The sequence below is a fragment of the Rhodococcus aetherivorans genome, assembly GCF_025722975.1.
Lineage (GTDB): Bacteria > Actinomycetota > Actinomycetes > Mycobacteriales > Mycobacteriaceae > Rhodococcus > Rhodococcus aetherivorans.
Window position 1 is genome coordinate 5563947 of record NZ_CP106982.1, and the last position, 22231, is coordinate 5586177.

Annotated in this window: 18 protein-coding genes; 6 read left to right on the top strand and 12 right to left on the bottom strand. The window is 69.3% G+C overall.

The genetic code is table 11. The features are described 5' to 3' along the window. Nucleotides 1-73 precede the first annotated feature (73 nt). Both OCS65_RS25480 and OCS65_RS25485 read left to right on the top strand, forming a co-directional pair. Nucleotides 74-421 (top strand): hypothetical protein, encoded by a 348-nt coding sequence (locus OCS65_RS25480; RefSeq protein WP_006943375.1) that lies wholly within the window; start codon nt 74-76, stop codon nt 419-421. A 205-nt stretch (nt 422-626) separates the two neighbouring features. Further along, a complete protein-coding gene (locus OCS65_RS25485; protein WP_006943381.1) occupies nt 627-1028 on the top strand; it encodes a TIGR02611 family protein in 402 nt (133 codons plus the stop codon). Nucleotides 1029-1043: 15 nt separating this feature from the next. On the opposite strand, the gene otsB is transcribed toward OCS65_RS25485, so the two are convergent. The 3 genes from otsB to OCS65_RS25500 form a co-directional block, all read right to left on the bottom strand. Then, on the bottom strand, nt 1044-5003 hold the full coding sequence (otsB, locus tag OCS65_RS25490; protein WP_263508027.1) for a trehalose-phosphatase: 3960 nt from the start codon (nt 5001-5003) through the stop codon (nt 1044-1046). 336 nt (nt 5004-5339) lie between these two features. Then, complete coding sequence (locus OCS65_RS25495) at nt 5340-6947, bottom strand: SLC13 family permease (protein WP_072634247.1); 1608 nt, start codon at nt 6945-6947, stop codon at nt 5340-5342. Nucleotides 6948-7071: 124 nt separating this feature from the next. Continuing rightward, nucleotides 7072-8016: a LysR family transcriptional regulator gene (locus OCS65_RS25500; RefSeq protein ID WP_029540818.1), complete on the bottom strand. Its 945-nt coding sequence runs from the start codon at nt 8014-8016 to the stop codon at nt 7072-7074. A gap of 201 nt (nt 8017-8217) precedes the next feature. Between OCS65_RS25500 and OCS65_RS25505 the strand changes: the two genes are divergently transcribed. From OCS65_RS25505 to pyk, 4 genes are all read left to right on the top strand, one after another. After that, a complete protein-coding gene (locus tag OCS65_RS25505; RefSeq protein ID WP_006943389.1) occupies nt 8218-9312 on the top strand; it encodes a tartrate dehydrogenase in 1095 nt (364 codons plus the stop codon). A 112-nt stretch (nt 9313-9424) separates the two neighbouring features. After that, entirely contained in the window at nt 9425-10906 is a 1482-nt protein-coding gene (gene dctA / locus OCS65_RS25510) for a C4-dicarboxylate transporter DctA (protein WP_037200455.1), read from the top strand. Nucleotides 10907-10941: 35 nt separating this feature from the next. Then, on the top strand, nt 10942-12132 hold the full coding sequence (locus OCS65_RS25515) for a glycerate kinase (RefSeq protein ID WP_043797583.1): 1191 nt from the start codon (nt 10942-10944) through the stop codon (nt 12130-12132). 82 nt (nt 12133-12214) lie between these two features. After that, a complete protein-coding gene (gene pyk, locus OCS65_RS25520) occupies nt 12215-13711 on the top strand; it encodes a pyruvate kinase (RefSeq protein ID WP_263508031.1) in 1497 nt (498 codons plus the stop codon). Nucleotides 13712-13820: 109 nt separating this feature from the next. On the opposite strand, the gene OCS65_RS25525 is transcribed toward pyk, so the two are convergent. The 9 genes from OCS65_RS25525 to OCS65_RS25565 all read right to left on the bottom strand — a co-directional run bounded on the left by OCS65_RS25525 (nt 13821) and on the right by OCS65_RS25565 (nt 22178). Continuing rightward, nucleotides 13821-14624 (bottom strand): ABC transporter permease, encoded by an 804-nt coding sequence (locus tag OCS65_RS25525; RefSeq protein ID WP_006943393.1) that lies wholly within the window; start codon nt 14622-14624, stop codon nt 13821-13823. Continuing rightward, the gene (locus OCS65_RS25530; protein ID WP_006943394.1) at nt 14621-15604 is read right to left on the bottom strand and encodes a daunorubicin resistance protein DrrA family ABC transporter ATP-binding protein; all 984 of its coding nucleotides are present in this window, start codon (nt 15602-15604) and stop codon (nt 14621-14623) included. Before OCS65_RS25530 ends, OCS65_RS25525 begins: the two co-directional genes overlap by 4 nt. A 77-nt stretch (nt 15605-15681) precedes the next feature. Continuing rightward, nucleotides 15682-16500 carry an SDR family oxidoreductase gene (locus OCS65_RS25535; protein WP_006943395.1) on the bottom strand — a complete coding sequence of 273 codons (819 nt, stop codon included), beginning with the start codon at nt 16498-16500 and terminating at the stop codon, nt 15682-15684. Nucleotides 16501-16557: 57 nt separating this feature from the next. Next, complete coding sequence (locus OCS65_RS25540; RefSeq protein ID WP_043797593.1) at nt 16558-17277, bottom strand: TetR/AcrR family transcriptional regulator; 720 nt, start codon at nt 17275-17277, stop codon at nt 16558-16560. An 81-nt stretch (nt 17278-17358) separates the two neighbouring features. Beyond that, nucleotides 17359-18531: a lipid-transfer protein gene (locus tag OCS65_RS25545; protein WP_006943399.1), complete on the bottom strand. Its 1173-nt coding sequence runs from the start codon at nt 18529-18531 to the stop codon at nt 17359-17361. Beyond that, nucleotides 18528-18935: a MaoC family dehydratase gene (locus OCS65_RS25550; RefSeq protein ID WP_006943405.1), complete on the bottom strand. Its 408-nt coding sequence runs from the start codon at nt 18933-18935 to the stop codon at nt 18528-18530. The genes OCS65_RS25545 and OCS65_RS25550 overlap by 4 nt, the downstream gene beginning before the upstream one ends. Further along, complete coding sequence (locus tag OCS65_RS25555) at nt 18932-19969, bottom strand: bifunctional MaoC family dehydratase N-terminal/OB-fold nucleic acid binding domain-containing protein (RefSeq protein ID WP_269151803.1); 1038 nt, start codon at nt 19967-19969, stop codon at nt 18932-18934. Before OCS65_RS25555 ends, OCS65_RS25550 begins: the two co-directional genes overlap by 4 nt. Nucleotides 19970-19983: 14 nt before the next feature. After that, nucleotides 19984-21135 (bottom strand): acyl-CoA dehydrogenase family protein, encoded by a 1152-nt coding sequence (locus tag OCS65_RS25560; protein ID WP_263508035.1) that lies wholly within the window; start codon nt 21133-21135, stop codon nt 19984-19986. Continuing rightward, nucleotides 21120-22178 carry an acyl-CoA dehydrogenase family protein gene (locus OCS65_RS25565; RefSeq protein ID WP_231772038.1) on the bottom strand — a complete coding sequence of 353 codons (1059 nt, stop codon included), beginning with the start codon at nt 22176-22178 and terminating at the stop codon, nt 21120-21122. Before OCS65_RS25565 ends, OCS65_RS25560 begins: the two co-directional genes overlap by 16 nt. Between the last annotated feature and the right edge of the window lie 53 nt (nt 22179-22231).

Consider the following 22231-nt stretch of genomic DNA (forward strand, 5'->3'; position numbering starts at 1 on the left):
GGCACTGTGTACAGCGTGCCCGCACGGGTACCACTCGACAGAACGGCTCGGGAGATTCCACGGGAGGTTCGACATGGCGAACGTAACGATGTTCCGTCGGGTGATCGCACCGGCTGCGGTGGCGTTCCCCTCCTCCGCGCTGGCGGACGCCCTGATCGCCGCGGCGGCCGCGGTGCCGCTGCACGGATCGGTGGCCGGCGCGGTGGAAGGCAGCGTGGACGACGCGGTGCGGGTGCTGACCGCCGACGAGGGCGGGTTGTTCCCGTCGCAGGCAGCAGCCATCGTCTACGAGTCCTTCGTGGCGGCGATACGGGGGCTCGACACGATCGAGACCGCGGTCGCCCTCGGCACCGTCTTCACCGCCTACCTGGACCGGCTCACCGCCGCGAATCCCGCCCCGACGGACGCCGCGGCAGCCTGACCACGCGGATCGGACCGGCCGCGACGTGCGGGTCCGCGTTTCCGGGCCCCGCCGTACCCGCCGGTCGTCGGTAGACTGGAAGACGACCCTGCCGTGCACGGCACCCAGGTATGACGAGAAGCAGGCTCGGTAGATCGTGAGTGAAGGACGGATTCGGCACGCGGTTGCGCCCGACCGGGTCGGGGCCCGGACCCACATATCCCCGTTGCGTCGGCTGAAGCAGCGGTGGCTCCGCTGGCGCCGGCGCATCGAGACGCGCCCGTCGCTGAATCTGACGTACCGCATCACCGTCGGTACCTTCGGAGCGCTCGTGTTGCTGGCCGGCGTCGTCGCCATCCCCTACCCCGGACCGGGCTGGCTGATCGTCTTCGCCGGCCTCGGGATCCTGGCCTCGGAGTTCGCCTGGGCTCACCGTCTGCTGCACTTCGCGCGGGGCCGCTACGACCGGTTCATGCACTGGTTCGGGCAGCAGTCGCTGGTGGTGCGGGGCGCGGGAGCACTCACGACCGGCGCGATCGTGGTCATGACGCTGTGGCTGCTGGGCACGCTCAGCCTGGCCGGCGGCTGGATCGGCGTCGACTACTCGTGGCTCGACAGCCCGCTCTAGCCGACTGCCGGACCGTCAGAGCATCCGGACCGTGTCGCCCGGATGCAGGCGTTCGACCCGGCCGCGGCATTCGATCTCGATCGGCCGCTGGATGCCCGCACCTGCACTGACCTCGACCTGCCGACCGGAGATTCGCACCTGCAGGTGGTGCCCCCGATAGAAGATCGGGAATTCGAGCGCGCCGAGTTCCTCCGGCCACTCCGGGCCGAAGACCAGGCGGTCCCCCCGCGCCTCGAGCCCGGAGAAGCAACGCTGCAGCAGGTCGACGCTGCCGGCCATGGCCGCGAGATGAATCCCCTCCGAGGTGGTGCCACCCTGGATGTCGGCGATGTCGGACGCCAGCACCCGGTCGAAGAACTCCATGGCCTGACCGCGATGCGCCCGGGCCAGAACCCACGAGTGGACCACCGCGCTCAGCGTCGACCCGTGTGACGTCCGCGCCATGTAGTAGTCGATCGTCCGCGGAATGGTTTCGCCCGTCAGCTGGTAGCCGAGCCGCTCGAACAGCTCCCGCAGTTCGTCCGCCGACAGCAGGTAGAACAGCATGAGCACGTCGGCCTGCTTCGACGCGCGGTAGCGGTTGACGTCGTCGCCCTCGGCCTCGAGGAGCCGGTCGAGACGCTGGATGTCGCCGTGCCGGCGCCGGTATCCCTCCCAGTCGAGTTCGGCCAGGTCCCCGTAGCCCTCGAACTGGCTGATGACCTGATCGTGGAAGGGCACGAACATGCGGCGGCTGACGTCCTCCCAACGCGCCGTCTCGCGAGCGGTCAGGCCGAGGGTATCGACCAGTTCGGTGCGGATCCGCAGCGGGATGATCTCCAGCGCCTCGAGCGCGCGCAGGATCACCCACACCGCCATGACGTTGGTGTAGGCGTTGTTGTCGATCCCGTCGAAGGGCGCGTCGGGATAGCCGGAGTGGAACTCGTCGGGGCCGATGACGCCGCGGATGACGTACCGATCACGGGCGCGGTCGTACGTGGCGAGATCGGCGAAGAACCGGGCGATCTCCACCAGCATCTCGGCCCCGTACTCCGCGAGGAACCCCAGATCCCCGGTCACCTGGTAGTACTGCCACACGTTGTGCGCGACCGCGACCCCGATGTGGTGCTGGCGCCAGCTCGCGTCGGGATTCCACCGTCCCGACTTCGGATTGAGGTGCACCTGCTGGCTCTCCTCGCGGCCGTCGCTGCCGGACTGCCACGGGAACATCGCGCCGCTGTGACCCGCCTCCCGCGCCGCGCGGCGGGCCTCGTCCAGGCGGCGGTGGCGGTAGCGCAGGAGCGAACGGGTCAACCCCGGCAACCTCAGGTTCAGCACCGGCAGCACGAACAGCTCGTCCCAGAAGATGTGTCCTCGATACGCCTCGCCGTGCAGGCCGCGCGCCGGTACGCCGACGTCGAGATCCGCGGTGTTCGGCGACAGCGTCTGCAGCATCTGCAGCAGGTGCAGCCGCACTATCCGCAGGCCTTCGCCGTCGCCCCCGAGGAAGATGTCCACGCGGTCCCACAGGTGCACCCAGGCGAGTACGTGCCCCTCGAGCGTTTCCTCGAAGCGCCCCGTGCGGGCCAGCCAGCGCGTGGCCTCCTCCGACGGCTCGGACACCGCCTGGTCACGCCCGGTGAACAGGGTGGCCATCTTCTCCAGGGTCACGGGCTCCCCGGCCGCGACATCGAGCGCGACGATGTGCCCGACCCGCCCTCCCGAGTCGAGGAGGGTGTACTCGGCGGGGATCCGTTCGTCGTCGCGCCAGAGCGTGCTGCGAGCCGCCACGGCGACGGGGATGCGGGACTGGTTGGTCTGCACCGTCAGGCACACCGAGTCCTCGGACAACCGGGCGGTGTGCAGCAATCGGAGATGATCGCCGGCCAGGTGCCGGTAGCGCTCGACGAGAGTGTTGCGGACCGCGCCGTCGACCTCCGACCGGATCTCGAGCCGCCCCGACCAGTCCTCCGGGACGATCGTCGTCTCGAGGCCGCACACGTGCGGCTGGTGCATCGCGACGAACCGGCGCTGCACGACCGTCGTCGTGCGGCCCGCACCGTCGCGGAATCGGAACCGCCGGGTGAGCACGGCCCGGCGCAGATCGAGATACTGGCAGTACTCCCGCACTTCGACGCAGTCGATGTCGAACCACTCGCCGCCGTCGATGCGGAAGGTGACCGGCAGCCAGTTCGGCAGGTTCACCATGCTCTCGTTGTCGATGGTGCGGCCCGCCACCTCGTCCGTCAGGCGGTTGAAGATCCCGGCGGCGTACGTGCCGGGGTAGTGCACGGCACCGGCGCGGGATTCGGGGGCGCAGCCACGAGTGGCGAAGTACCCGTTGCCGACCGTGCACACGGCCTCGCGCAGTTTCTCGGCCGGCGGATCGTAACCCTCGAAGTACAGGGTCCAGGCGTCGTGACGCGGGCCGACCTCCTGGTCCTCGCCCCACAGCTCGGCGAGCCGCTGCAGCAGCCGCCGGACCTGTTCGGGGCCGTCCACCGAGAACTGTGCCGCCGAGCGACGGTCGCCGTCCTCGGTGTGGCGCACCACGATTCCGAGTCCGGTGCCGGCCAGCGCGTCGAACGCGTCCTCGTCGGTGATGTCGTCACCGATGTAGACCGGGATCGGGTTGTCCTCGTCGCGCACGTGCTCGAGCACCCATTCGAGAGCCCGGCCCTTGTCCCAGTCGACGTCGGGGCGGATCTCGACGACCTTGCGACCGGTCGTGACCCGGAGGTGGTCCTCGGCGGCGGCGACCTCGTGCACCGCGGCGACGAGTCCCTCCTCGCGGTCCGGAGCGACGTTGCGGTAGTGCACGGCGACGGTGAACCGCTTGTGTTCGATCACCGCGCCCGGCACGTCGGCGAGCCGTTCCTGCAGAGCGGCGGCGGCCCGCTCGAGGTAGGGCACGGCGGCCAGGGCCGCGTCGTTCTGCTGGTGCTGCCCGTCGGGGCCGATCAGTTCGAAGCCGTGACTTCCCGCATACCACAGGCCCGGAAGACCGACCCGGGTCTGCACGTCGGCGAGGTCGCGTCCCGAAATGACGGCGACGGTGCATTCGCTCGCCAGGGAAGACAGCACCGCCGCCGCACCGTCGACCAGCGTGGCGGCCGCGGGATCGTTCACAATCTCGGACAGCGTGCCGTCGAAGTCGAGGAAGACGGCGGGCCGGCGTGTGCCGAGCAAGGCGGTCAGCTGCTGGAGCGACGCCAACGCGTCCGGGATCTCCGACATGCGCCGGTCGCCGGTGCGCACCGCCAGCTCGGCGAGGTCGTCGACCACCACGTCGGCGCCGCGGCGCCGCAGTTCGTCGGGATGATGGACCCGGTCCACGCCGACGACGAGACCGAACCCGCCGTGCCGGCCCGCGGCGACGCCCGCCTCCGCGTCCTCGACGACGACGGACCGGGCCGGGTGGACCCCGAGCCGGTGGGCGGCCTCGAGCATGGCCGCCGGATCGGGCTTGCCGGGCAACCCGAGTTCGTCGGAGACCACGCCGTCGACCCGGACGCCGAACAGGTCGGCGAGCCCGGCGGCCTCGAGCACGAGCGTGCAGTTGCGGCTCGAGGTGACGACCGCGGTGCCCAGCCCGAGGCTCTGGATCCGGCGCACGAGATCGACGCTGGACTCGAACACCGGGACACCGTCGCGGTGGATCCGCTCGCGGAACATCTCGTCCTTGCGGGCACCGAGCCCGCACACGGTCTCGACGTCCGGGCCGTCGTCGGGGTCCCCCCACGGCAGCGTGATTCCGCGCGAGGCAAGGAAATCGGCGACGCCGTCGACGCGCGGCTTGCCGTCGACGAATTTGCGGTAGTCCTCGTCGGTGAACTCGCGATGCTCCTCGCCGTCGCGTTCGGGACGACGCGAGAGATACCGGTCGAAGAGTTCCTTCCACGCCCCGGCGTGGACCGCCGCGGTGTCGGTGACCACCCCGTCGAGGTCGAAGATCACCGCGTCGTGACGGCGGGGGTCGATCACCGGTCCACTCATCGTCATCTCCCGGTCGATTCGTGCATGTGGGCCTGCTCCCTGTACTCGCTCGACAGGCCCACTATCCCACGGCGACCGGCATCGCTCCGGGCCGTTCACTCAGGCTCTTTCGGGTGGCAGGGCCGCGGCACGCAGCGATCGCCTCCCTCGGCAACGACGACCCCGACCTCCTGAACGAGGTGCGAGCGCTGCCCTGCCGAGGCTGCACGCCAATGGCATCCACGTCGACCGCACCGACGACTACACCCACGAACCGCAACCGCATCGCGCCATCGATAACCACCCCCGTCGCGTGCAGTCTCCGGACGTCGACCTTCGCGACGACGGTGTGGCCGATCATGCAGCGCCGAGGCCGACCAGGGCGATCGTCAAGGGCAGGAGAACGATGATCAGGATCGCCCCCACGATGTCGAAGACCACCCCGCTTCGAATCATCGTGGTGATCGGGACGGCCCCGGAGCCGTAGACCACGGCGTTCTGCGGCGTCGAGACCGGAAGCATGAAGCCGAACGACGCAGCGAACGTGGCCGCGAGCGCCGGCACGAAGGGGTTGACACCGGCCGCCACCGCCACCGGAATCACGATCGGCACCACGACCGCCGCCGACGCCGTGTTGCTCGTCGTCTCCGATACGGCGATGGCCAGCACGACGGCGAAGACCGTGATGGCGACGACGCTCGTCAAGCCCAGCGAGTCCGCGACGGATGTGCCGATCGTCTCGGCGAGGCCGGTGTCGGCGAGCAGGGAGCCGAAGATGATGCCGGTGCCGAACAGCACGATCGTGCCCCAGTCGATCTCCGCTGCGTCTCGCCAGCGCAGCGTGAACTCGCGATTCTCCCAATCGGTCGGCAGAAGGTAGAGCAACGCCGCCCCGAAGACCGCGACCATGCCCTCGTCGAGCCGGTCGCTGATCGTGCTGTAGAGGTCCGAGTCGTTGCCGGCGATCACCGCGACGACACCGGGCAGGATCCACAGCGTCACCGTGACTCCGAAGGCGATGAGCGTGTTCTTCTCGGCACGAGACAGCGGACCCATTTCCGCGCGCTGCTGCGCCAGGTAGTCGGCGACGCCCTCGATACGTCGGATCTCGGGCTTGTTCAGGCGCAGCAGGATGACGGCGAGCGCGATGAACATCGACAGACAGATCGGGATGGCGATCACCATCCACTGCCCGAAGCTGATCCGCTCTCCCGTGGCCTCCTCGATGAGCCCGCGTCCGATGAGGTTGGGTGGGCTCCCGACCGGCGTCAGCAGGCCGCCCACGCTTGCTCCGTACGCGAGCATCAGCATGATCGCGGCGCCCACCCGGACGCGAAGCGGGTCGAAGTCGGGTGCGACGACGCCGCGGTTCTGCATGAGCTTCGCGATGACGCCGAGGATGCCCAGCGCCGTGGGCAGCAGCATCGCGACGGTCGCGGTGTTGGATACGAAGGCCGAGAGCCCGCACGTGATCGCGCCGAAGGCGATGATCACCCCGGTGGTGGACTGGCCCACACGCGGCAGGGTCAGGATGCGGAACGCGAACCGACGCGCCACGCCGTGTTTGAGCATCGCCTGAGCGAGGATGAACGCTCCGATGAAAGTGAAGATCGTCGACGACCCGAACGCTGCGAGGACTTCGTCGGCCGGTGCCACCCCCAGAAAGACCACGACCGCCACACCGAGCAGTCCGGTGATCGGGATCGGCATCGCCTCGCTCACCCACAGCAGGATGACGCCGAGCAGCACACCGGCCAACGTCTGCTGTTGCGGCGGTATGTCGATCGGCAGGGCGAGGAAGACGATCGCGATCAGCGGCGCGAGAAACAGCCCAATCGTGCGGCGGCCCTTCTCGAACCGCTCTTCGGCGGGTGAGAGCCGCTGTTCGCCGAGGCTGCGATAGGTGGCGTGCCCGAGCAACGCCTTGTCGACGTCGGTTCGGTCGCCCTGGTTCTCAGCTGTCATGGCCCCTTCCCCACGACGTGGATCGGTACGGACGGAGTACCCATCTCCGAGCGCGCTAGTCGCAGCGCGGGATGTTTTTTCGGATACCGGCACCTCCTCGGGTGGTGGTCGGAGCGCAGTCGGATCACTGTGACCGTGACCTGGAGCGCGGCGTCACGCCGGGTGGAACCTCCCATGCGGCAGGGGTGCGCGCAGCATAGCGGCGTGCTTCGTCCATCAGGGTGCGTGCGGGTGGCGTGAGGTGCGTCCGCCGGGAGACGGCCGCGACGTGGAGATACGACTCGGGGATGATGCGGTGCACGCGCGCACCTGCTTGACGTGCCGAGGGGGCCCAGGAGGACGGCATCACGGCTTGACCGAACCCACTGAGGACCATGGGCATGATCGACGTGCGGTGCGCGACCTCGGCGACGATGGTGGCTTCGACGCCACTGGCGAGGACCTCGTCGACCAGGGTCCGCATCAACGATCCACGCTGCGAGACGATCAACCGGAATCCGGACAGCTCGGATCTGCGGATCTCGGGGCGGTCCGGGGTGTCCGCGTTCGGACCGGAGATCAGGATCAGCGGCTGGCTTTCGAGCGCGACGACGTCGAGTTCAGCAGCACGAACTTCCTCGGGGGATCCGAGAATGCCCACCTCACAGATACCGGTGCGGACCGCGTGCAGAACCTCGTCGGGCGTGAAGGCCGCCTCGGCGTTGATGATCACCGACGGATAGGTGTGGCTGAAGCTGGTCAGGATCGTGGTGAGCGGCTCGATCCCGGGCGACGGCATCGTGATCAGATCGACGCGGCCGCTGCGCAGCCCTTTCAACGCCTCGACGGAGGCTTTGGCGTCTTCGAGGTCTCGCAGGACCACGCGGGCCGGACCGATGAGCGTGCGGCCGGCGTCGCTGAGCACCAGCCGACGGCCGACTCGGTGGAACAGGGGAACGCCGAGTTCGCGCTCGAGTGCAGCGATGGACTGGGACAGGGACGGCTGGGCGATCAACAGGGTTTCCGCGGCACGGTTGATGCCACCCTCGTCGACCACCGCCAGGAAGTACCTCAGCTGCCGTGCGTCCATCCGAACCTCGTCTCCGATACCGACCCGGGTCGCCCCGTGGTGCGCATCCACTCACCGCACTCGTCCTACCTGCGAAGATACCCGCCAATTAGGCAAAACCTATAAGGCGGATCGAGTCTTCGTCATGGACGCCCCATTGCCGTGACGGGTTAATGGAGACATCACGCACTGTGATCAGCACAACACGATGGAGGCACCGGCATGGCACCGCAGACGTTCAAGATCGCATCGATCCCCGCCGATGGCGTCGGCAAGGAGGTCGTCGCAGCAGGACGGCGCGTGCTCGACGTCCTCGCCGAACAATCCGGCGGGCGATTCGCCTTCGAGTGGGAAGAATTCCCTTGGGGCTGCGAGTACTTCGCACAGACCGGAAAGATGATGGCCGACGACGGCCTGGAAACCCTGAAGGCATTCGACGCCATCTACTTCGGCGCGGTCGGATGGGAGAACGTCCCCGACCACATCAGCCTGTGGGGCCTGCGCCTGAACATCACCCAGAACTTCGATCAATGGGCCAACGTCCGGCCCGTCAAGTTCCTGCCCGGCGTGCAGTCTCCGTTGCGCAAGGCCGACGACACCGAACTCGACTGGGTCGTCGTCCGCGAGAACAGCGAGGGTGAGTACGCCGGCCTCGGCGGGCGCAACCTCAGCGGCCGCGGACCGGGCAACGAGGTCGCACTGCAGACCGCTCTGTTCACCGAGAAGGGTTGCGAGCGAATCATGCGATTCGCCTTCGATCTGGCCCGCACCCGCACGGTGAAGAAGGTATCGAGCGTGACCAAGTCCAATGCTCAGCAGTACGGCATGGTTCTGTGGGACGAGGTCTTCGACCGCGTTGCCGCCGACTACCCGGACGTGGCCACCGAGAGCGTCCTCGTCGACGCCATGAGCGCGAAGTTCATCCTGCACCCCGAGGACCTGTCCGTGGTCGTCGCGTCGAACCTCAACGCCGACATCCTCTCCGACCTCGGCTCCGCGCTCGCCGGCAGCCTCGGCGTGGCCTCGAGCGCGAACCTGAATCCCGAACGTCGCTTCCCGAGCATGTTCGAACCCGTTCACGGCTCCGCCCCCGACATCGCCGGCCAGGGCATCAGCAACCCGATCGGCGCGATCGCCAGCGCCGCCCTCATGCTCGACCATTTCGGACTGCACGACGAGGCCCGCCGCATCGAGGCCGCCATCGAAACAGCCACCGGCAGTGGCGCCCTCACCCGCGACATCGGTGGAACCGCGGACACCGGCACGGTCACCGAGGCCATCGTCACCGCCCTGCAGAGCGCGCTCGCCCCCGCCTGACAGCGCTTCTCCCGCAGCCACCCCGGTCCGGCACGCTCTGCCGGACCGGGGCCCCGGATCCGGCCGTGCCCACCCGACCTTCCGCCCGAAACTCTCACCCGAGGTGCATGTCATGCAAACACCCAGTAGCGCAGCGAGTTCCCCACCGGCGACTGTGAAGAAGCCTTGGTACAGACAACTGTACTTCTGGGTCCTGATCGCCATCGTGCTCGGCATTCTCGTCGGATGGCTCTGGCCTGACACCGGCGAGGCCATGGAACCGATCGGCACCACCTTCATCACCGCGATGAAGATGCTGATCTGCCCGATCGTGTTCCTCACCATCGTCGGCGGCATCGCGAGCGTCGCGGACCTGAAGAAGGTGGGGGTGACCGGAATCAAGGCACTGACCTACTTCCAGGTCGGCACCATCATCGCCATGATCACCGGCCTGGTGGCCATCAACATCTTCCGCCTCGGCGACGGTGTGAACGCCGACGCGGCCTCTCTCGAAACCACCGACTCCGCCGAGACGCTGATCAAGAGCGGCGAAGAGAAACAGTGGTGGGAGTTCATCACCCACCTGGTCCCGGACAGCGTCCTCGGTCCGTTCGTCGAGGGCGACATCCTCCAGGTCATCTTCCTCGCCGTCATCTTCGGCGTCGCGATCAACGCGGTCGGACAGGTCGCGGCACCGATCCGGGACGCCGTCGAACGCCTCACCGCGGTGATCTTCAAGGTGCTCGGTTTCATCATGAAGCTCGCTCCGCTCGGCGCATTCGGCGCGATGGCCTTCGCCATCGGAAAGTACGGCGTTTCCACCCTCACCAGCCTGGGCAGCCTGATCCTGCTGTTCTACGTCACCTCCGCGTTCTTCGTGATCGTGGTCCTCGGATCGGTCATGGCGTACCTGCGGCTCAACATCTTCCGCATGCTCGGATTCTTCAAGGAAGAACTCCTGCTCATCCTGGGCACCTCCACAGCCGAGCCCGCCCTGCCCGGCCTGATGCGGAAGATGGAGTATGCCGGCGTCAAGAAGACCACCGTCGGACTGGTCGTTCCCACCGGCTACAGCTTCAACCTCGACGGCGCCGCCATCTACCTCTCCCTCGCCGCCCTGTACATCGCGCAGGCCACCAACACCGACCTGTCGATCCCCCAGCAACTCGGACTGCTCGGTGTCATGCTGCTCACCTCGAAGGGCGCAGCGGGCGTAGCCGGAGGCGGATTCATCGCCCTGACCGCAACCTTGAGCACCCTCGGCACCATTCCCGCCGCCGGCATCATGCTGATCTTCGGCATCGACAAATTCATGTCCGAGTGCCGCGCCCTGGTCAACTTCATCGGCAACGCCGTCGCCACCCTGTTCGTCGCCAAGTGGAACCACGAACTCGATGTCGACCGGGCCCGCCGCGTCTTCGCCGGCGAGGTACTCCCCCCACCAGCCGGGGAGACCGAGAACGACTTCGACATGGAGATCCTCGAACAGGAACCCCGGGACAGGCACCGTCACGACCCACATCGCGACAATACCGCCCCCGCCCTCTTCGCCGAGGCCGACGCAGTCCGCATCGACCACGAACGCCTCGACGACGCGCACACCGCCCGGCACTGAACGACGCATACACCACACACCCGGAAAGGCTGACGATGAGGGTTCTGGTCGCCCCCGACAAGTTCAAGGGGTCACTTTCCGCGGCGGAGGTCGCCGAGCATCTGGCGACCGGACTTTCCGCGGCGGGCATCGACAGTCGGCGGCTTCCCCTCGCCGACGGCGGTGACGGAAGCGTCGACGCAGCGGTGGCCGGCGGGTTCACTCCCCATCCGGTGACCGTGGCCGGAGCAACCGGAACGCCGCACTATGGCCGAATCGGCGTCCACGACGGCACCGCTGTGGTCGAAGTCGCCGACACCTGCGGGCTCGCCACCCTCCCGAGCGGCCGAAGGGCCCCCCTCGACGCGTCGAGCCTCGGAATGGGGCAGGCGATCGGCCACGCCCTGCGCCACCACCCCGTCCGGTTGGTCCTCGCCCTGGGCGGCAGCGCCAGCACCGACGGTGGCATGGGAATGCTCGCGGCGCTGGGCTTCGTCTTCTACGACAGCAACGGCCGGCAGCTACGGGCCTGCGGGCGAACCCTGCGCCAGGTCCACACGGTCGACGCCTCCCGGGCGGTGAACCTGACCGGCATCGAGATCGTGGTCGCCGGTGATGTCACCAACCCGCTGACCGGCCCGACCGGCGCGGCGGCGGTGTACGGGCCCCAGAAGGGCGCCGACCCCGCCACCGTGCGCTACCTCGACGACGGCCTGGAGAACCTGGTCGACGCGTTCACCCGGAGCGGCTGTCCCCAGGCCAGGGCGGTGGCCGACTCCGCAGGGGCCGGCAGTGCCGGCGGCATCGGGTTCGCCGCCATGCTGCTCGGCGCCCGGATGGTGTCCGGCGCCGAGTTCTTCCTCGAACTGCTCGACTTCGACGGCTACCTTCCCGGCGCCGACCTGGTGATCACCGGCGAGGGCAGCATCGACGAGCAGACCGAACACGGCAAACTGCTGACCGTCCTGGCTCGCCGCGCCCACCCGGTCCCGGTGATCGCCGTTGCCGGCCGCAACAGCCTGCCCCGGTCACGCTGGCAGCAAGCGGGTTTCAGCCGAATCTGTGCACTCGGCGACTACACCGACCGGGATACCTCGACGGACCCCGCCCTGACGGGCCGGCTCCTCACTCGCATCGCGCGAGAGATCGCGCACACCTACGACACGCGGCTTCCCTCCGCCGCCGGCCCTCTCGTACCCGCCGCCGGCAATGCCCGCTACCGGCACACTGCCGAGAGCACGCGCTGAGCTCCCGCCCACCCCGACGGCGCCCCGACAAGGGCCGGCCCGGCGCCGAACCACTTCACCGCACCCGAATCGAAGGATCCCGATGACCGTCACCGACCACGTCCGCCCCGTCATCGCTGCGGCGTCCCCTCTCGATCTCGGCGCCCTGCTGTCGCCGCGGCGGGCGAAGATCGTCTGCACCCTCGGGCCCGCGGTCACCACGGACGACGGGCTGCTCGAGTTGGTGGAGTCGGGGATGGACATCGCCCGGCTGAACTTCAGCCATGGCGACCACAGCGATCACCAGGCCAACTACGACCGGGTCCGGGCGGCCGCGGAGGCCACCGGCCGATCGGTCGGGATCCTCGCGGACCTGCAGGGGCCGAAGATCCGTCTCGGCCGCTTCGCCGACGGCGCCACCGTGTGGGCGAGCGGGGAGACGGTACGGATCACCGTCGACGACTGTCCCGGGGACCACGACCGGGTCTCCACCACCTACAGTCGCCTCGCCGACGACGCACGCCCCGGCGACCACCTGCTCGTCGACGACGGCAAACTCCACCTCGTTGTCACCGCCGTCGAGGGCCCCGACGTGGTCTGCACCGTCCTCGAGGGCGGACCGGTGTCGAACAACAAGGGCCTGTCGCTGCCTGGGATGAACATCTCCGCTCCCGCGCTGTCCGACAAGGACGTCGACGACCTCGAATTCGCCCTCCGGCTCGGCGTGGACCTGGTCGCACTCTCCTTCGTGCGCGCCGCCGCCGACATCGACCGCGTCCACGAGGTGATGAACCGAGTCGGCCGCCACGTCCCGGTGATCGCGAAGATCGAAAAGCCGGAAGCCGTCGACAACCTGGAGACAATCGTGCTCGCGTTCGACGCGATCATGGTCGCCCGCGGCGACCTCGGAGTCGAAGTGCCCCTCGAACAGGTCCCGCTGGTGCAGAAGAAGGCCGTGCAACTCGCCCGCGAGAACGCGCGGCCGGTGATCGTGGCCACCCAAATGCTCGATTCGATGATCGAGAACTCCCGCCCCACCCGGGCCGAGGCCTCCGACGTCGCCAACGCCGTCCTCGACGGCGCCGACGCTGTCATGCTCTCCGGCGAAACCTCCGTCGGCAAGTACCCGATCGAGACGGTCCGCACCATGGCCCGCATCCTCGCCGCCGTCGAACGCGAAACCACCACCGTTCCTGCCCTCACGCACACACCCCGCACCAAGGGCGGGGTCCTGTCCTTCGCCGCCCGCGACATCGGGGAGCGATTGCACGCGAAAGCCCTCGTCGCGTTCACCCAATCCGGGGACACCGTCCGCCGCCTCGCCCGCCTGCACACCCCGCTGCCACTACTGGCCTTCACCCCGCTGCCCGAAGTGCGCAACCAACTCGCCCTGACGTGGGGCACCGAGACCTTCCTCGTCGACCCCGTCCGCACCACCGACGACATGATCCGCCAAGTCGACACCGCCCTCCTCCGACTCGACCGCTACCGGCACGGCGACCTCGTCGTCATCGTCGCCGGATCACCCCCGAACACCATCGGCTCGACCGACCTCATCCACGTCCACCGCATCGGCACCAACGACCACACCTCCCACTGACCATCGGGTCGGGGGGCAAGTGCACCAGTCCGGCCACGAGCACCGCGTAGCGCGTTCGACGGCTGGGGCCGCGGCCCGTGCGCGACCCCAGCGCGTCGACCAGGGTTCCTCAGCGGCTGACGGCCTTCTGGTAGCGACGGATCGCGAAGGGCACGAACACGATCAGCATCGCGGCCGTCCACAGCAGCGACGCCAGGATCGGGTTCTGCAGCGGCCACGCGTCCGACACGGGCATCGCCGGATTGGTGTTGCCGAACAACTCCCGCACAGCCTGCGTCAGGGCCGACACCGGGTTCCATTCCGCGATCGTCTGCAGCACCGGGGGCAGCGAGGAGATGTCGACGAACGTGTTGGCCACGAACGACAACGGGAAGATCACCATGAAGCTCGCATTGTTGAACACCTCCGGCGTGCGGATCCACATCCCCACCACCGCCATCACCCAGGACAGCGCGTAGGCGAACAACAACAGCAGCGCGTATCCGGCAAGGGCCTCCCCGAACGACGAGTGGATCCGCCACCCGACGAGCAGGCCCGTCAGCGACATCACCACCAGGCTGAGCACGTTGATGAGCACGTCGGTGGAGGTGCGGCCGACCAGCACCGCGGACGGCGCCATGGGCAGCGAGCGGAACCGGTCGATGATGCCCTTCTGCAGGTCCTCGACCATGCCCAGACCGGTCCAGGTCGCCCCGAAGATCACCGTCTGGGTGAAGATGCCGGCGATGAGGAACTCGCGGTAGGACATCCCCGGAACCTGGATCGCGCTGCCGAACACGTACGCGAACAGCAACACGAACATGATCGGCGAGAGCATCGTGAAGACGATGAGGTCGGGCACGCGCTTGATCTTGATGACGTTGCGCTTGGCGATGGTGACCCCGTCCGACACCATCATCTGAGCCGTGTTCATCCCACCGCCTCCTCGATCTTCTCGTCCGCCTCGTGCCCGGTGAGGGCGAGGAACACGTCGTCCAGTGTCGGTTTGCGCAACGCCACATCGGTGACGCGGATGCCCGCCGCGGACAGCCGGCCGAGCGCCGTGGCCAGCACATCGGCGCCGCTGCCTGTCGAGCCGGTGTCGCTGACCGGCACGGTGACGCGACCGGATCCCGCGTCGGCCTGGATCTCGCCGACCGCGAGGTCGTCGAGCTCGCGGCGCACGGTCGGGATCGTGGCGGCGTCCGCGACCCCCAGCTCGATGCGTTCCCCGCCCACGAGGCTCTTGAGTTCGTCGGCGGTGCCGCGGGCGATCACGACGCCCCGGTCGATCACCGCGATCCGGTCTGCGAGCCGCTCCGCCTCCTCCATGTACTGGGTGGTGAGCAGCAGCGTCGTCCCCTGCGCGACGAGCTGGTCGATGACCTCCCACAGCTGGAGCCGGGCCCGCGGGTCCAGCCCGGTGGTGGGTTCGTCCAGGAACAGCACGGGTGGCTGCGCCACCAGCGCACCGGCGAGGTCGAGCCGGCGCCGCATGCCGCCGGAGTAGCCCTTGACCGGACGGTCCCCGGCCTCGACCAGGTCGAACTGCTCGAGCAGCTCACGCGCCCGCTCGCGGCTGCGCTTGATACCCAGATGGTAGAGGCGACCGACCATTTCGAGATTCTCGAACCCGGTGAGATACTCGTCGACCGCGGCGTACTGGCCCGAGGCGCCGATGTGCGAACGCAGAGCGCGCGCGTCGGCGACGACGTCGAGTCCCGCCACGGTGGCCCGGCCCTCGTCCGGTACGAGCAGGGTGGTGAGCACCCGCACCGTGGTCGTCTTGCCGGCGCCATTGGGCCCGAGCAGCGCCGTCACCGTCCCTTCCGGGACTCGCAGATCGATTCCGTCGAGGGCCGTGACCCGTCCGTACCTCTTGATCAACCCCTCGGCGACTATGGCGTCGGCCATGAGTCCTCCCCGTCGTCGGATGTGCGCCCCAGTGTGCTACAGACCTCCGACAGGTTTCGAGCGGTTTTCCCGGCTCGTCAGATACCGGCCAGCAGTCGTTCCTGATAGCGCCGCATTCCGGTGAGCCAGCGGTCGTAGTCGGCGCCCTTCATCCGGTACATGTCGAGGACCTCGGGGTGCGGCAGGATCAGGAACTGCTCGGCCTCGACCCCCGCGAGCACCACCTCCGCGACGTCGGCCGGTTCGAGGACCGCCCCCGCGGAGGTGACGGCCCGCGCGGCCGCCATGCCCAGCCCCTCGCCGGAGGTCTCCCCCTCGTGCAGCAGCTGGGTGTTCACCCCCATGGGGCACACGCAACTGACGCGGATTCCCTTGTCGCCGTAGGTGACCGACAGCCATTCGGCGAATCCGACGGCGGCGTGCTTGGTGGCCGAGTAGGTGGCCGAACCGATCTGGGTGAGCAGCCCGGCGGCGGAGGCGGTGCTCACGAAGTAGCCCTCGCCGCGCTCGAGCCATCGCGGCACCATCAGCTGCGCGGCCCGCACGTGCGCGCGCAGGTTCACGTCGAGCGCGAGGTCCCAGGCCGACTCGTCGGCGCCGAGCCCCGCTGCCCCGGCGACTCCGGCGTTGGCGAAGTACAGCGCGACGGGACCGAGGTCGGCCTCGGCGCGGTCGACGATCTCCCGGATCCGGTCGGGGTCGGCGACGTCGGCGCCGACGCCCACGGCCAGACCGGCGCCGTCGGGATCGAGCTCGCGGGCCACGCGCTGCGCGGCGTCGCCGTCGAGATCGGCGACGAGCACTCGCGCTCCCGCGGCGACGAGCCGGGCAGCGAGTGCGGCGCCGATCCCGTTACCGGCTCCGGTGACAACGGCGACCTTGCCTTCGACGTGCACTGGCGTTCCTCTCGTCGGGGATGATGCCTCTCTGTTTAGTTGAATCAAACCTCGAGTTCAAGTGGTTGCCGTGGCGGCGCGCTCCGGGATCCGCAGCGCATTGGCCCACAGCCGCGTCAGGGTGGTCACCAGGACGTCGAAATCCACCGGCTCGGCGTCGCCGAGGGCGAGCGTCGAGTAGGCCAGGCGGCTGACCATGCCCGACAGCGCGCGCGAGGCGAGCATCGGATCGAGTTCCGGATCGGCGATGCCGCGCTTCTGCAGCTCCGCGATGCTGCGCGCGTTGCGCCGGATGAAGGTCTCGCCGCGCCGGCGCCGCAGCTCGCGGAAGCGCGGATCGATGCTCGCGACCTGCTCGAGCAGCACCATGAGGCGGGCGTTGCGGCGGTACGCCTCGAGGTACGCCCGGTTGCTGGCCTCGAGCACCGCGTACGGGTCGTCGGTGCCCGCGGCCCGGCCCATCCCCGGGTGCAGCATGTCCTCCTGGGCCTCCTGGAGGACGGCCGCGAACACCTCCTCCTTGTTGTTGAAGTAGGTGTAGAAGGACCCCGTCGAGCACTTCGCCTCACGCGTGATGTCGGTGAGCTTGCTGTCGAGGAACCCGGACCGCTCGAAGACGACCCGGGCCGCCGCGATCAGCTCGGCGCGGCGGCGCGCCCCGCGCTGGGTGACCGGCGGGTCGTGCAGCAGGTCCGCCGGCGCCATGGACGGCGCCGGTCCGTCCCAGTCGGCGTCGCGGCCCGCGTCGCCGCGGCCTGAGTGTGAGGCGGAATTCATGTCCTACTTATACCGTCCCGGTCGGCTCCCGGCCGTGATGTCCGGCCGGATCCTCCCGGGTCCGGGCGGACACCGGCGCCCTCAGCTCCTCGCCAGCACCAGTCCCGACGTCGGCACGCCGGTGCCCGCGGTGACCAGTACGTTCTCCACGTCGGGAACCTGATTGACGGATGTGCCGCGCAGCTGGCGCACCCCCTCGGCGATGCCGTTCATCCCGTGGATGTACGCCTCGCCGAGCTGGCCGCCGTGGGTGTTGAGGGGCAGCCGGCCGCCGAGCTCGATCGCCCCGTCGGCGACGAAGTCCTTCGCCTCGCCGGGCCCACAGAACCCGAGTTCCTCGAGCTGCATGAGCACGTACGGCGTGAAGTGGTCGTAGAGCACCGCCGTCTGCACGTCCTGCGGGCCGAGGCCGGACTGCTCCCACAGTTGGCGGCCGACGATGCCCATCTCGGGCAGCCCCGTCAGGCCGTCACGGTAGTAGCTGGCCATGATGTACTGGTCCGGTCCGCTGCCCTGGGCGGCCCCCGCCACCACGGCCGGCGGCTGGGGCAGGTCCCGCGCCCGTTCGGTCGTGGTGACGACGAGCGCGACGCCGCCGTCGGACTCCTGGCAGCAGTCGAGCAGGTGCAGCGGTTCCGCGATCCACCGCGAATTCTGGTGGTCGTCGAGGGTGATCGGCCTGCCGTGGAAGAAGGCATGCGGATTCGTCGCGGCGTGCCTGCGGGCCGCGACGGCGACCTTCCCGAAGTCCGCGCTGGTGGCCCCGGTGACGTGCATGTAGCGCCGGGCGGCCATCGCCACGAACGAAGCGGGGGTGCCCAGGCCGTGCGGATAGGAGAAGGCGTAGTCGGTGCCGGAGGAGTTGACCTGCGCGGACAGCGCGGTGTTGACCTGACCGTACCGCGCCCCGGAGCGCTCGTTGAAGGCCCGGTACACCACCACCACGTCCGCGACGCCGGTGGCGACGGCCATCGCCGCCTGCTGCACGGTGGCACATGCCGCGCCGCCGCCGTAGTGGACGCGGGAGAAGAACTTCAGGCTCGGGATCCCCACCGCACGTGCGACGGCGATCTCGGTGTTGGTGTCCATCGTGAAGGAGGTCAGGCCGTCGACGTCCGCCGGGCGCAGGCCGGCGTCGGCCAGCGCCGCCCGCACCGCCTCCGCGGCCAGGCGCAGTTCGCTGCGGCCGGAGTCCTTGGAGAAGTCGGTGGCACCGATGCCGGCGATGGCGGCGCGGCGGGACAGGTCGCTCATGCGGAGCCTCCGATCTCGAGGACGGCCTTCGCGGTGATGTGGTCGCCCAGACCGTTCTTGCCGACGATGTCGACGGTGATGCGCCCGTCGGCCTCGACGGCGGCGACGGTCCCGGTCAGGGTCAGCGAGTCGTACGCGTACCAGGGCACCCCCAGCCGCAGCGAGACCGACTTCAGCACCGCGCGCGGACCGGCCCAGTCGGTGACATAGCGCTGCACCAGCCCGGTGTCGGTGAGGATGTTGACGAAGATGTCCTTCGACCCGCGCTGCTGCGCCTTGTCGCGGTCGTGGTGCACGTCCTGGAAGTCCCTGGTGGCCAAGGCCGTCGAGACGACGAACGTCGGATCGGCCCGGATCGTCAACGGCGGCAAGGATTGTCCGACGGTGACCGTTCCCGCGTTCATGCGCGCTCCTCGCTCGGCTGCCAGGCGTACAGGGTCCAGGGGTCGCCGCCGGTCTCGTCGTCGCCCGGGAAATCGAGAAAGATCGCCTCGACCGGCGTCCCGATGCGCACGTCGCCGGGGTCCACCCCGCGCAGTTCGCCGAGCATACGAACGCCTTCCTCGAGTTCGACGAGGGCGACGACGTACGGCACCGTCCGCCCCGGCACCTTCGGCGCGTGGTGCACCACGTAGCTGAAGACGGTGCCGCGGCCCGACGCGACGACGTAGTCGGTCGTCTCGTCCTTGGCCAGCCACAGCGCCGGCACCGGCGGGTGCTGCAGCGTGCCGTCGGGCCGCCGCTGGATACGCAGTTCGTGCGCGGCGACACCGTCCCAGAAGAACCGCGTGTCCTGCGACGCGGACGGCCGCAGCATGCGGGTGGGGTCGAGGTCCGCCGGAACCGCCGGGGCCGAATGTGACACCGGTTCGGTTGAATCGACAGAATGTGACATTCGGCCGGTCTCGCGGAGGGGCGGCGCGAACTTGAGGATGCGGAAGAGCATTTCGGCGACCACCTCGTCGCCGACCTTCCACACGCTGCGGGTGGTGAAGAACCAGCCCTCGCCGAGGCCGGTCTTCTTCGGTCCGGCGAGGTCTTCGAGGGTGGACTCGATGGTCACCTCCTCGCCGTGGCGCAGATAGCGGTGGTAGACCTGATCGCAGTTCGTGGCGACGACCGACGTGTAGCCCGCCTCGTCGAGGATCTCCGTCATCCGGCGGAGCGGATCGTCCTCCTCGCGCTTGGCGCCGAGGCCGCGCATGGTCCACACCTGCGCCATCGCGGGTGGCGCGACGAGGCCGCCGTGCCCGGCCGCGATCGCGGCGGATTCGTCTGTGTAGATCGGGTTCTCGTCGCCGATCGCCTCGAGCCAGTTGCGGATCAGCGGCAGGTTCACCCGGTCGCGGCCCGCACGCGGCTTGGACGGCCCGTCGGCGCGGACGCGTTCGGCGGCCGCGCGGATCTCGTCGTGGGGGCCCGGCACGGCGGCGCTCATCGACACGTCCCCCTTCACCGCGGGACCCGGGGCATGGCCAGGCCCGCCGTCGCGATCAGTTCCCGCATCACCTCGTTGACACCGCCGCCGAAGGTGATCACCAGGTTCCGCTTGACCTGCATGTCGAGCCAGCGCAGCAGGTCCGCGGTCTCCGGGTCGCCGGGATCCCCGAACCGGCCGACCATCTCCTCCGCGAGCCGGCCGACACGCTGGATGCGTTCGGTGGCGAACACCTTGGTGGCCGACGCGTCCGCGATGTCGACCGCCTCGGATTCGCTGGCGGCGACCTGCCAGTTGAGCAGTTCGTTGAGCCGGAACGTCGCGTGGATCTCGCCGAGCCCGCGCCGCACGTCGGGTTCGCCGAGCAGGTCCCGGGAACGGGCCCAGGCGAACACCCGGTCGTAGAGCCCGCCCACGCGGCCGGCGGGGCCGAGCATGACGCGTTCGTGATTGAGCTGGGTGGTGATCAGCCTCCAGCCCTCGTTCTCCTCGCCGACGAGCATCTCGACCGGGACGCGCACGTCGCTGTAGTACGTGGCGTTGACGTGGTGCGCGCCGTCGCAGGTGATGATGGGGGTCCAGCCGAAGCCGGGGTCCTTGGTGTCGACGATGAGGATCGAGATGCCGCGGTGCCTCGAGCCGGCGCTGCCGGTGCGCACCGCAAGCCAGACGTAGTCGGCGTCGTGGCCGCCGGTGGTGAAGATCTTCTGCCCGTTCACGACGTAGTGGTCGCCGTCGCGCACGGCCGTGGTGCGCAGTGCGGCGAGGTCGGTCCCGGCGTCGGGCTCGGAGTAGCCGATCGCGAAGTGGACCTCGCCGGCGAGGATGGCGGGCAGGAACTTCCGCTTCTGTTCCTCGGTTCCGTAGACCTGCAGGGTCGGCCCGACCGTCTGCAGGGTGACACTGGGCAGCGGCACGTCGGCGCGCACGGCCTCGTTGACGAAGATCTGCTGCTCGACCTCACCGAAGCCGCGGCCGCCGAATTCGACGGGCCAGCCGACGCCGAGCCAGCCGTCCTTGCCCATCCGGCGCACGACCTCCCGGTAGGTGGGGCCGTGGCGCTCGGTGCGCATGATCGCGGCCTCCTCGGGGGAGATCAGGTCCCCGAAGTACCGTCGCAGTTCCGCCTGCAGCGCACGCTGCTCGTCGGTCAGATCGATGAACACCGGGCCCCCACGAGGTCGAGTCGGTACGAGGCGCCGCCGAGCAGACGCGCCAGATCCTTTGCGGTCGAGGAATAGCGATGCAGCGGATAGGTCTCGTCCACACCGAGACCGCCGTGCAGGTGGTGCAGCACGCGCACGGCGGGCGGCAGCTCCGTGGCGATCCAGTACGCCGCGACGTCGAGGTCGTCGTCCGCGGCGGCGCTGCGGGCGTCCTGCGCGACCCGCCAGGCCGCGGCGAGCGCGGCGACGTGCAGGGTGCGGGAGGTGACGTAGACGTCGGCGATCTGCTGGGCCACCGCCTGGAAGGCGGCGAGCGGCTTGCCGAACTGGTGCCGGGTGCTCACGTGCTGTGCGGTGAGCTGCGTTGCGCCCGAAAGCAGTCCGTCCGCGTAGGCGCCGACCGCCGCGAGGGCGAGGCGGTACAGGACGGCGACGTCGGCGGCCGGGTCGGCGCCGTCGCCGAGGAGCAGGCCCGGCGCGGACTCGAGCCGCACGGAGCACTCGGGGGTGTGCGCCGACGACGGGCTCTCGGTCAGGGTCACGCCCGGCGCCGTGGGTTCGACGGCGATCACACCGGCGTCGGTGGGCACCAGGATCTTTCGCGACGTCGCCGCGTAGGGCACGCCGACGAAGTGCCCGGTGACGGCGTGGCGTTCGCCGTCGGGTACCGCCGTGGCGGCGGGGGACGCCGGGAAGGCGCGGCCGACCTCGGCGAGGGCGGCGGTGAGGACGGCGCCGTCGGCGACGCCCGCGAGCAGCTCGTCCTGCTGCGTGTCGGCGGCGAGGATCCGGACGGGCAGCACACCGAAGCCGAGGGTGGCCAGGGCGGGGACGGGTGCGGCACGTCGCCCGATCTCGGTGAGCAGTGCGGTGACCTCGGCGACGCCGAGGTCGTCGCCGCCGAGCCGCGCGGGCAGGGCGAGGGAGAGGAGGTCGGCGTCGGCGAGGGCGCGCCACAGTTCGTCCGGCCTCAGGTCGCGGGCGAGCAGGTCGACGGCGACCTGGGCCACGGCCTCCTGCGTGTCGTCACGAGCGAAGTCCACGTTTCCACCTTCGATTAGAACGTGTTCTAGTTGTATCACCTCGGCAGGGCGGG